At 65.9% G+C, this 10,631-nt stretch carries 9 protein-coding genes; 3 read left to right on the top strand and 6 right to left on the bottom strand.

Annotated features, from left to right (window positions below):
• The first annotated feature begins 17 nt into the window (after nt 1-17).
• On the top strand, nt 18-692 hold the full coding sequence (locus AC1DT6_RS14685; protein ID WP_441627683.1) for an MlaC/ttg2D family ABC transporter substrate-binding protein: 675 nt from the start codon (nt 18-20) through the stop codon (nt 690-692).
• A gap of 40 nt (nt 693-732) precedes the next feature.
• Here the strand turns inward: AC1DT6_RS14685 and AC1DT6_RS14680 are convergent, their stop codons facing one another.
• The 5 genes from AC1DT6_RS14680 to AC1DT6_RS14660 all read right to left on the bottom strand — a co-directional run bounded on the left by AC1DT6_RS14680 (nt 733) and on the right by AC1DT6_RS14660 (nt 7,471).
• Nucleotides 733-2,817 carry a putative bifunctional diguanylate cyclase/phosphodiesterase gene (locus AC1DT6_RS14680; protein ID WP_441627681.1) on the bottom strand — a complete coding sequence of 695 codons (2,085 nt, stop codon included), beginning with the start codon at nt 2,815-2,817 and terminating at the stop codon, nt 733-735.
• Between the two features lie 228 nt (nt 2,818-3,045).
• Nucleotides 3,046-4,371: an MFS transporter gene (locus tag AC1DT6_RS14675; protein WP_441627679.1), complete on the bottom strand. Its 1,326-nt coding sequence runs from the start codon at nt 4,369-4,371 to the stop codon at nt 3,046-3,048.
• A 104-nt stretch (nt 4,372-4,475) separates the two neighbouring features.
• A complete protein-coding gene (locus AC1DT6_RS14670) occupies nt 4,476-4,691 on the bottom strand; it encodes a DUF2783 domain-containing protein (RefSeq protein WP_441627677.1) in 216 nt (71 codons plus the stop codon).
• A gap of 35 nt (nt 4,692-4,726) precedes the next feature.
• Nucleotides 4,727-6,457: an FAD-dependent oxidoreductase gene (locus tag AC1DT6_RS14665; protein ID WP_441627675.1), complete on the bottom strand. Its 1,731-nt coding sequence runs from the start codon at nt 6,455-6,457 to the stop codon at nt 4,727-4,729.
• Between the two features lie 54 nt (nt 6,458-6,511).
• Nucleotides 6,512-7,471 (bottom strand): MBL fold metallo-hydrolase, encoded by a 960-nt coding sequence (locus tag AC1DT6_RS14660; protein ID WP_441627673.1) that lies wholly within the window; start codon nt 7,469-7,471, stop codon nt 6,512-6,514.
• 293 nt (nt 7,472-7,764) lie between these two features.
• Between AC1DT6_RS14660 and AC1DT6_RS14655 the strand changes: the two genes are divergently transcribed.
• Nucleotides 7,765-8,559: an IclR family transcriptional regulator gene (locus tag AC1DT6_RS14655; RefSeq protein ID WP_477114748.1), complete on the top strand. Its 795-nt coding sequence runs from the start codon at nt 7,765-7,767 to the stop codon at nt 8,557-8,559.
• A complete protein-coding gene (locus AC1DT6_RS14650) occupies nt 8,556-9,416 on the top strand; it encodes an IclR family transcriptional regulator (protein ID WP_441627669.1) in 861 nt (286 codons plus the stop codon). Before AC1DT6_RS14655 ends, AC1DT6_RS14650 begins: the two co-directional genes overlap by 4 nt.
• Nucleotides 9,417-9,440: 24 nt before the next feature.
• On the opposite strand, the gene AC1DT6_RS14645 is transcribed toward AC1DT6_RS14650, so the two are convergent.
• Nucleotides 9,441-10,430: a LysR family transcriptional regulator gene (locus tag AC1DT6_RS14645; RefSeq protein WP_441627667.1), complete on the bottom strand. Its 990-nt coding sequence runs from the start codon at nt 10,428-10,430 to the stop codon at nt 9,441-9,443.
• Between the last annotated feature and the right edge of the window lie 201 nt (nt 10,431-10,631).

Below are 10,631 nucleotides of genomic sequence, written 5' to 3'. Positions count from 1 at the left end.
TGCGGAGGAGCATTGCGATGCATCGCCATTTCCGCCTTGCCCTTGCCAGTTCCGGTGGCACAGCCGTTGCAGTCCTGGCTGTGCTTGTCCTCGGCGCAGCCGTGCCGGGGAGCGCCTCGGCGGCCGGCCCCGACGCGGCGCCCGCCGCCGCCGGCGTCGACCGCTCCTCGCCGGACCGCATGGTCCGCGCCGCCGTCGAAGGCGTGCTGGGCACCATCCAGGCCAATCCCGACACCCGCAGCGGCGATCTCGACAAGATCACGGCCGTGGTGCGCAAGCAGTTCCTGCCTTATACCGATTTCCGGCGCACCACGCGGCTTGCCGTGGGAAACGCTTGGCGTAACGCCTCGCCTGAGCAGCAAAAGCAACTTTACGAGCAGTTCGAGACGTTGCTCGTACGCAGCTACGCCTTGTCCCTGTCGCAAGTGCGTGATCAGGCGCTGAAGTTCCGCTATAAGCCGCCACGTACCAGCGGCAATGACGTGGTGGTGGAGACCAGCATGATCAACAAAGGGGACGAGGTGCAGATCGATTACCGCCTGCAGCGCGGCCCCGCGGGCTGGGCCATCTACGACATCAATATGAGCGGTGCCTGGCTGATCGAGATCTACCGGCAGCAGTTCGCCGACATCGTGGCGCGCAGCGGCATCGATGGCCTGGTCAAGTACCTGACGAGCCACAACGCGGCCTGAGGCTTGCTGCTGGCCTCTATGTGGTTATGCGCTTTGGCGGCTACGCGGCGTCCGCCAGCTTATCGTCGCCGGCGAGCGATGCGATCAGCGTCTCCGCCGACATCGGCCGTCCCAGCAGGAAGCCCTGTAGCGAATCGCAGCCCAGCCGCGTCAGGAATTCCTGCTGCTTGGCCGTCTCCACCCCTTCCGCGACGATGTCCAGGTTCAGCGTGCGGCCAAGCGCCACGATGGCCGAGACGATCGCCGCATCTTCCGTATCGCGGGCGAGATCCCGGATAAAGCCGCGATCGATCTTCAGCTCGCTGGCCGGGAGCCGCTTGAGGTAAAGCAGGCTGGAATAACCGGTGCCGAAGTCGTCGATCGAGATGCGCACGCCCATGTCGTGAAGCTGCTTTAGGATCTGCAGGCTGGCATCGGCGTCGCGCATCGCTGTCGATTCGGTGACTTCGAGCGTCAGACAGCCTGGCTCCAGCCCGTGCCGCGCCAGGGTATCCCGCACTGTCTTGATCAGGCTGGCATGCCGGAACTGCAGGGCCGACAGGTTGACTGCCACGCTCCAATGCGGATGGCCCGCATCGCGCCACTCCCGCATCTGCCGGCAGGCTTCGTCCAGGACCCAGTTCCCCATCGGCACGATCAGGCCGGTCTTTTCGGCCTGGGGAATGAACTGGTCCGGAGCAATCAGGCCGCGGGTGGGATGCGCCCAGCGCACCAGCGCTTCCACGCCGACCACCGGCCCGCTGGGCGCGGTGAGCTTGGGCTGGTATTGCAGGATCAGCTCCCTACGCTCCAGTGCCAGGCGCAGGTCCTGCACCAGTTGCAGCTGCTCGTGCACGTTGGCGTTCATCGACGCTTCGAAAAAGCAGATGGTATTGCGGCCCAGCGCTTTCGCGTGATACATCGCCGCGTCGGCGTTGGTCAGCAAGTCGTGCTGTAGGGTGCCGTCGCCGGGGTACATGGCAATGCCGATGCTGGTGGAGACGCGCAACTCGCGGCCGGCAACCTGGAAGGGTTCGCGAATGACCGTCAACACCTTTTCGGCGAGGGTTGCCGCGTCCGCCGGCTCGCCGACGCTGGCCAGCAGCACGAACTCGTCGCCGCCCAGCCTGGCAATGGTGTCCTGCGCGCCCACGGCGGCCCCGATGCGCCGCGCAACTTCGACCAGCAACTGGTCGCCAACGGGATGGCCATAGGCGTCGTTCACCGCCTTGAAGCCGTCCAGGTCCATGAACATCAGGGCGAAGCGGGTGGTCTTCTGCTCGGCTTCCTGGATCGCCCGGTCGAGCCGGTCTTCCAGCAGCACCCGGTTGGGCAGTTTTGTCAGGTTGTCGTGCAGCGCCAGGTAGGTCAGTTCCTGGTTGGCCTCAGCCAGCGATAGCGCCAGCATTGCGGTGCGGGCCTCCATGCGCACGTCGAGCACCGAGGTGATCAGGGCGATGGCAAGCACCGCCAGCGTGACGATGATGATCACCACTGCCAGCCATCCCGAATCCATCCCGTCGCGCGCCGCGCCGCAAACGCTGCCGAGCGGGAACTCCGCCGCCGCCATGCCGGTGTAATGCATCCCGACGATGGCAAAGCCCATGATCACCGCCGCACCCGCGCGCAGGGGCCGCACCCAGATCGACTCGCGCCGCAGGTTGAATGCGATCCACAGTGCCGCGCCGGAGGCCAGGATCGCGACCACGATGGACAGGATGAACAAGGACGGGATGTAGCGGATGCCCGGCGACATCTGCAGCGCGGCCATGCCCGTGTAGTGCATGCCGGCGATGCCCGCGCCGATGAGCAAGGCGCCACCGGCCAGGCGCCGCCACGGCAAGGTTTCCCGGCCCACGAGCCAGAGCGCAAGCGCCGACGACGCGATGGCGATCAGCAGCGAGACCCCGGTGATCGGCAGGTCGTATCCGAGCGGGATCGGCAGGTGGAATGCCAGCATGGCGATAAAGTGCATCGACCAGATGCCGATTCCCATCGCGCATGCGCCGCCGGCCAGCCACCAATATGCCGCGCGGCCCTGAGCCGTGGCAATGCGCCCTGCCATGTCAAGRGCGGTGTATGAGGCCAGGATCGCGACAAGCAGCGAGATCAGTACGAGCGAACTGTTGTGGCTGCCGGCAAGCATTGAGGCCCTTTCTCTTTCTAGACGTTGACTTTGATTTGCCTGGATTTCGCCTGATTTGCACCCGCACGGGTGCATGGTAGAGAAAGCGCCAGTTCGCCGCTCATAACGACATGTTAACTGGCAAATTTAGGTAGGGCTTGAAAAATGGGTCGCCGGGCCTGCCCGGCAGGCCCGGCGACCGGCCGGGCGCTACGCCTGCGTTGGTTTTTGTCCCGCGCCGGCCGGCGATCAGTGCCGCGGCTCGCCCCTGGGCACACCGGCCCACATGGCGACGCCGCTGGCCACCAGCAAGCCTGCCAGCAGGTACAACGCATTGTCCATGCTGCCGGTGTGCGTCTTGATCTGCCCGATGACCCAGGGGCTGACGATACCGCTCGTAATGCCGATGCTGCTGATAAAGGCAATTCCGGTGGCCGCCGTATGCGCAGGCAGGTGGCTGGGCGGCAACGACCAGAAGATCGGCAGCGCGGCAAAGATCAGCACGGCCGCGACCGACAGCAAGGCGAGCATTGCCGCGAAGCTGGGCAGATGCAGGGTCAGCAGCGCCAGTGCCAGCGCGCCACCCGACGTGCAGGCCAGGAAATGGCGATGCCGCTCGCCGCGCCGGTCGGAGTTGCGGGCGATCAGGATCAGGCCGACGGCGCCGATCGCGTTCGGGATGACGGAGTACAGGCTGATGGACATCACATCGGTAATGCCGAAATCCCGGATCATCAGGGGCATCCAGAAGCTCAGGGTGAGCGAGCCGCATGTCAGCGAAAAGTAGATGAACGCGAACAGGTAGATGCGCGGATTGCGCAGCGCCTGCATCAGCGCGCTGAAGGAGTGCGCATGCGCGGCGCTCCCGGACGGGCCGTTGTGCGCGGCGAGGAAGGCTTTTTCCTTGTCGGTGAGCCAGCTGGCCTGCTGCGGGCCATCGACCAGGCAGACCGCGGCGATGAGCCCGAGGATGATGGCGGGCGCGCCTTCGATGGCGAACATCCACTTCCAGCCGTAGAGGCCGAGCACGCCTGCCATGTCGCGCATGATCCAGCCCGAGATCAGCCCGCCCAGCACGCCCGCCACGGCAACCCCGGCAAAGAAGATGGCCATCACCGCCGCGCGCCGCCGCGCCGGGAACCAGTAGGTGAGATACAGGACGATGCCAGGGAAGAAACCCGCCTCGAATACGCCGAGCAGGAAGCGCAGCGTATAGAAATGCGTTGGGGTGGACACCATCATCATGCCGACCGAGGCGGCTCCCCACAGCAGCATGATGCGGGTGAAGGTGCGGCGCGCGCCGAAGCGGGCCAGCAGCATATTGCTGGGCACTTCGCACAGGACGTAGCCAACGTAGAAGACGGCGGCGCCCAGCCCGTACATCGCATCGCTGAAGCCCAGGTCCTGCTTCATCTGCAACTGGGCAAAGCCGATATTGATGCGGTCCAGGAAGGAGATGACGTAACAGACAAACAGGAAGGGGATGATGCGCAGCCAGATCTTTCGATAGAGCGCGTCTTCGTCGCGCACGGCAGTAGCCTGGGGCGCGATGGCCCCTGCAGAGGGATAAGTCATGGATTGTCTCCGGGAACGCGGGCGTCGATACGCCCTGGATGCCGGCGTCTTGCGCGCCTGGGCAACGAGTTGGGAGCGGCGGGCGCAGGATGCGCCCGCCGCGGTCAGGCTTGCGCGCTGCGGTCCTGCACAGCGCCTGCCCGCGCCAGTTGCATGGCCGAGAGCAGCGTGCCGTGGTCGCCGATATGATTCGCGAGCAACAGGATCAACTGCGCATTGACCGCCTGGCTCTGGCCGTCGTCGAGATCGCGGTGCATGTCGATCAGGGCTTCGTAGAAGTCGTCGGGGCGCGTCAGGTTGGGGTGTGTATTGAGTGCCATCGCTCTGTCTCCGATTCGGGATGTCGCCGGAATGCCTACGCCGCGACGGAGGCAGGGGCTTGCGCCTTTACCGCCGCCTGCATGCACGGCGCGTTGCCGGTTGCGCGGGCCAACGCCTGCCCGACGCCGGCGATGTCGGCCTGCCGCCAGCGCGCGCAGACATGCTGGTCCGGGCGGATCAGGTACAGCGTGCCGGGCCGCGCGTCGTAGCGCTGTGCGGCCAGGCCCTCGGTGTCGCGCAGTACCGTCACGCCAGGCTGCCCGGTGCAGGCTTCACCCGCGTCGACCACGACCAGCTTGAGCGGCAGCGTGCCCTGGCGCAGGCTTTGCAGGGCCCGCAGGTCGCCGGCATCGGGCGCGCCGAATACCAGCGCGGTGAACTGCCCGCCGAGTTGCGGCAGCAACCAGACCGGGCCTTGTTCCCCGGATACGGGCGCATCCACGCAGGCCGCGCCCGGCACCATGCCGCCGGCAAATTCGCCGGTGTCGGGCGTGTTGAGCGGCGAGTCGTGCAATACCGACGGCAGGGAGAGCCGTCCGCTATTGACCAGCTGCCGCGCAAACGCATGCTGCTTCGACAGGTTCAGCACGGCATCGCGGAACACTTTGCTGACGGCGCTCTTCGGCGTGATGAAATCGGTGGAGCGCGTCGAGTTGCGGATGTTCTCGTCGGCGGCGTACTCGCGCTCGCTCGCATACGTATCGAGCAGGCTGTCCGGCGCCTGGCCCTGGAGCACGAAGGCCAGCTTCCAGGCGAGGTTCTCCGCATCCTGCACGCCGCTGTTGGCGCCGCGCGCGCCGAACGGCGAGACGCCATGCGCGGAGTCGCCGGCAAACAGCACGTTGCCGTGGCGGAAGCTGTCCATGCGCAGGCAGGAGAAGGTGTAGACGCTGACCCATTCCAGCTCGAACTTTGCATCGGGCCCGAGCAGTGCCTGCACGCGCGGAATCACGCGCTCCGGCGTTTTCTCCAGCACCGGATCGGCATCCCAGCCGAGCTGGAAGTCGATGCGCCAGACGTTGTCGGGCTGGCGGTGCAGCAGTACGGACTGGTTCGGATGGAAGGGCGGATCGAACCAGAACCAGCGCTCGGTGGGGAATTCGGCTTCCATTTTCACGTCGGCGATCAGGAAGCGATCCTTGAAGGTGCGGCCCTTGCTGTCCAGGCCGAGCAGGTTGCGCAGCGGGCTGCGCGAGCCATCGGCCGCCACCACGTAGCGGCCGGTGAGCGCATAGGGGCCGTCCGGCGTATCGACGGTCAGCACCACGGCTGCATCCGGCGTGCCGGCATGGCGCTGCTCGATGCCCACCACCTTGTGCTTCCAGCGGATCTCAAGGTTGGGCAACTGGCGCGCGCGGTCGAGCAGGAAGCCCTCGACGTAGTATTGCTGCAGGTTGATGAAGGCCGGCCGTTGGTGGCCGGCTTCCGGCAGCAGGTCGAAGGTGTAGACCTGCTCGTCGCGCACGAAGACCTTGCCGACGTTCCAGCAAACGCCCTTTTCCACCATGCGCTCGCCGCAGCCGAGCCGGTCGAAGACGTCCAGCGTGCGCTTGGCGAAGCAGATTGCGCGCGACCCGTTCGACAGGGTGCAGTCATCGTCCACCAGCACGACCGGCACGCCATGCTGGGCGAGGTCGATCGCGGTGGCCAGCCCGATGGGGCCGGCGCCGACGACGATGACGGGGTGAGGATTGCCTGCCTGCTCCTGCCGTTGCTCGGGGCACGGCTGGTAATCAAATGACAGGTTCTGGTAGTCGTTGCTCATGCCTGTGTCTCCATCCACTCTACTCGGCCGTTCCATCTTTGCGGCGGCTGGTCTTCAATCCTGCAGCGCGGCCCACATTTCCTTGTCGCGCTGCGCGGTCCAGATGCGCGGGTGCTTGATGCCGCTGGCTTCGTCGAAGGCGCGCGACACGTCGAACGGCAGGCAGTGCTCGTAGATGAAGACATGGCCGAACTTCGGGTCCATCGATTTGCGCGTATGGGCCATCGCGCTCTTCAGGTCGAGGCGGTCCACCACGGCCTCCTTGCCAGCCTGGAACAGCGTGGTGACGAAGTCCTTGGTGTACTCGATGCCCTTCCTGACCTCCTCCGTGTTGGTGAGGGCAGGGCCACGGCCGGGAACCAGTTTCTCGGCGCCCAGTGCATGCAAGGCATCCAGCGTGGCCGGCCATTGCTCAAGCTGTGCATCGCCGCAGTAGCACGCGGCGTCGTATTCCACCAGGTCGCCGGAGAACAGCACCTTTTGCGAAGGCAGCCAGACCACCGTGTCGCCCTTGGTATGGCCGGAGCCCAGATGCGCGATGCGGACTTCGAGCTTGCCGAGGTACAGCGTGATTTCCCTCTCGAACACCAGCGTCGGCCAGGTCAGGCCCGGCACGGTCTCGACGCCGGCGAACAGGCGCGGGAAGCGCTCGATCTCGGACTTCATATCCGCTTCGCCGCGCTCGACGATCATTTCGTAAGTGCCGCGGCTGGCGATGACCTGCTGCGCGCCCTCGGCGAAATAGGCCGACGCGCCAAGCACGCGCACCGCGTGGTAGTGCGAGAGCACGACGTACTTGATGGGCTTGTCGGTGACCGAGCGGATCCTGGCGATCAGGTCCTGCGCCATGGCGGGCGTGGCGGTGGTGTCGACGATCAGCACGCCGTCGTCGCCGATGATCACGCCGGAGTTGGGGTCTCCCTCGGCCGTGTACGCGTAGGCGTTCTCGGAGAGTTGGGTGAAGGTGACTTTCTTGGCTTCCAGGTCGGCCTGGGATGCGAATGCCTTGCTCATGCTTGCCTCTTTCTTTTCTGCTGCGTGGGGAAAAGACGAGACAGCAGGCGCCGGGGCGGATCACTGCATAGCGGGGGACTGTCTCGCCCCGTTTTTCACTCTGTAGCTGCACCGGTATCGGGGTAAGGCCATCTTAGGAATCTCAGCGAAATTAGTCAATAACAAATAGAGTTGTTTTTGACTAATAGAATGCGAGAGCCGAATGCCGCACAGAAAACCAAGGGGAAACCCTCGGTGATGCGGGAGGCGGGGCGTCTGGTCGATTACTATCTGGGTTTTCAAGCGAGAGGCGAATGGCAAGATCAGCGGACAACACGTCGGATGCCGGTGGCGCGGAGAAAGCGCAGCGCGGCATACAGAGCGTCGAGGTCGGCGGCCGTTTCCTGCGGGCGCTGGCCGATGTCCGTGCCCCGATGACCCTGGCCGACCTCGCGGCTGCCGTGCAGATCGCGCCCGCGCAAGCACACACTTACCTCGTCAGCCTGGTGCGGCTTGGATTGATCAAGCGCGATCACTTGTCCGGGCGCTACGAGCCCGGCCCGCTGGCGCTGCAGCTCGGGATGCTGTTTCTCGACCATGATCCCGCCTACCGGGCAGCGGTGCCGCGCGTGGCCGCGCTCGCCGCGTCGTGCGGATTCAGCGTGGCGATCTGCGCCAGCGGGCCGCAGGGCCCAACCATCGTCCGCTATGCGCACGCCGGTTCGCCCTTGCACGTGAACCTGCACGTGGGCTCGGTCATGTCGCTGTCGGCAACCGCGACCGGCCGCGTGTTCTGCGCGTTTCTCCCGCCTGGGCAATGGCAGGCAATCTGGCAACAGCAGCAGCCTGGCGGCACGCCCGACGCCGCCTTCGGCGCTACCCTTGCCGCCATCCGCGAGCGTGGCATCGAGCGCAGCATCGATGCGCCGAGCCCGGCGGTCAGCAGTCTCAGCGTGCCGGTGCTCGACACCAGCGGCCGCTTGCGCCTGGCGCTGACCGTGGTCGGCTCGACCGGCGCCATCGATGTGGACTGGCGCGGCCCCGTGGCACTTGCCCTGCTCGGCACTGCGGCAGCCATCCGTGACGCCATCGCCGRTACTCCCGAATGACCCCAGCACCCACGCCAACCGACGACAGCCAGGGCGAAGCCGCCAAACCGCAGCGCGGTATCCAGTCGCTGGACAACACCGGCCAGTTGCTCGCCGCGTTGGTGGCGGCAGGGCGGCCCTTGCCGTTGCGCGATCTCGCGCGCGCGGCCGGCATGCCGCCCGCCAAGGCGTTCCCGCATCTGGTCAGCCTGCAGAAGATCGGCCTGCTGGCGCGCGATGCGGCGGGCAATTTCCTGTCCGGCCCGCTGGGCCTCGAACTCGGGCTGATCGCCTTGCAGCGGCTCTCGCCAACCCGCGAAGCCGAGCCGGAAGTGATCGAACTGGCGGGCGCGACCAGCCTGAGCGTGGCAATGGCAGTGCTCGGCCCGCTGGGGCCGACGGTAGTCCGCCTGGAAGAAGCCGCGCGGCCGCAGCACGTCAGCCTGCGGGTGGGTACTGTGCTCTCGCTGGTCAATACGGCGATCGGCCGGCTGTTCGCGGCGCACTTGCCGGAGCACGCGCTGATTGGCCTGATGGGTCAGGACGAGCTTCGGCTGGCCGGTGTGCGGAAATCGGAAGTCGTCGAAGCGGATGGCGGCGCGGGCGAAGCGCTTGCGCTAGCGTACGCGGCCCGGCTGGCGCAAATTCGCGCGCAGCGGATCGACAACGCGCTGAGCCGGCCCGTGCCCGGCATCGACACACTTGCGGCGGCCGTGTTCGACCACACCGGCAGCGTTGCGCTCGTCATCGCCCTGATTGGCACGTCGGGCAGCTTCGACAGCGGTATAGATGGCGCCACGGCCAGGACCCTGTTGCAAGCGGCGCGGCGGCTGTCGTGGCGGTTCGGCGCGATGGAACCGGCTGAGGCGGACGGCTAGGCGCCTGCGCGTTCAGGCGCGTTCTCATTGTCCCTTTGCCACGCGCCGCGACCGCTTCACCGGCGGTGGCGATGCCGCCGGTTCATCCTCCCCGACGAACACCTTGGGATAGTGTTCAAAGGTCCGCTTCACCAGCTCGCGCAGCCAGATGATTGCCGGGTCATGGTGGAAACGCGGGTGCCAATGCTGCTTGATGGCAAATTTCGGCAGCGCCACCGGCGGCTGCATGACGCGCACCGTGCCGTATCTTGCAAAGACGTTGGCGAGTTCCAGCGGCACGGTGGCAATCAGATCCGGATGCTGTTCGATCAGTAGCGGCACAACCAGGAAGTGGGGCGTGGACAGGTAGATGTTCCGCTTGATGCCGTGATCGTCGAAGGCGCTGTCGTAGGCCGCGCTGGCTCGCCCTGACAGCGTGACCACAATCTGCGGCATGCGCTGAAATTGCTCCAGCGTCAGGGCTTCGCCGATCTCGCGGTTGCGCGCGCTTACGATCGTCACGAAGGAATGCATGAACAGGCGCTGCTGGAACAGGCCCTCCGGCGCGGCGCGGATGGAGCCAAGCGCCAGGTCGGCTTCCCCGGAACCGAGCAGGCCTTCGATCTGCTGCAGCGGCACTTGCAGCGTGCGCAGCGTGCAGTGCGGTGCTTCGCGGCGCAGCCTGCTGATCAGCGGCGGCAGGAAGACCAGTTCGCCCATATCGGTCATGCACAGATTGAACGTGCGCCGCGCCGCCAGCGGGTCGAAGCGCGCCTGGGACAGGACTTGCTGTCTCACCGTCGCCATCACGCCGACGATGGCTTCGGTCAGTTCCTCCGCCTTGTGCGTGGGCATCATGCCCTCTGGCGTCTTGACGAACAACTGGTCGTCGAAGAACGCGCGCAAGCGGTTCAGGGCGTGGCTCATCGCGCTTTGCGTCAGGCCCAGTTCCTGCGCCGCCTTGGTCACGCTGCGTTCCCGCAGCATCGCGTCGAATACCGACAACAGGTTAAGGTCGAGCTCGTCTGTATGCATGGCCTACATTCCCGCTATTAGGTAGATGACGTTGACGCATGTTTGCTCCAAACCTATTCTGCAGTCAAGGACCCCGCAGATGGGTCCCGGCATACGGAGACAGACATGACGCCCCACCTGTTCGCGCATTTCCACCCGCAACCCCGCCTGCACGGGGCATCGCCCCCATCCTGATTTCCCTCCTGGTCCAGGCCACGGCAC

Source organism: Cupriavidus sp. 01L45 (assembly GCF_056399885.1).
This window is presented reverse-complemented; position numbering and strand designations above follow the sequence as displayed.

Excerpts from the sequence above, each read along its gene's own strand:
- AC1DT6_RS14685 (WP_441627683.1), top strand. The coding sequence starts at position 18 with ATGCATCGCCATTTCCGCCTTGCCCTTGCCAGTTCCGGTGGCACAGCC.
- AC1DT6_RS14675 (WP_441627679.1), bottom strand. The coding sequence starts at position 4,371 with ATGACTTATCCCTCTGCAGGGGCCATCGCGCCCCAGGCTACTGCCGTG.
- AC1DT6_RS14670 (WP_441627677.1), bottom strand. The coding sequence starts at position 4,691 with ATGGCACTCAATACACACCCCAACCTGACGCGCCCCGACGACTTCTAC.
- AC1DT6_RS14665 (WP_441627675.1), bottom strand. The coding sequence starts at position 6,457 with ATGAGCAACGACTACCAGAACCTGTCATTTGATTACCAGCCGTGCCCC.
- AC1DT6_RS14660 (WP_441627673.1), bottom strand. The coding sequence starts at position 7,471 with ATGAGCAAGGCATTCGCATCCCAGGCCGACCTGGAAGCCAAGAAAGTC.
- AC1DT6_RS14650 (WP_441627669.1), top strand. The coding sequence starts at position 8,556 with ATGACCCCAGCACCCACGCCAACCGACGACAGCCAGGGCGAAGCCGCC.
- AC1DT6_RS14645 (WP_441627667.1), bottom strand. The coding sequence starts at position 10,430 with ATGCATACAGACGAGCTCGACCTTAACCTGTTGTCGGTATTCGACGCG.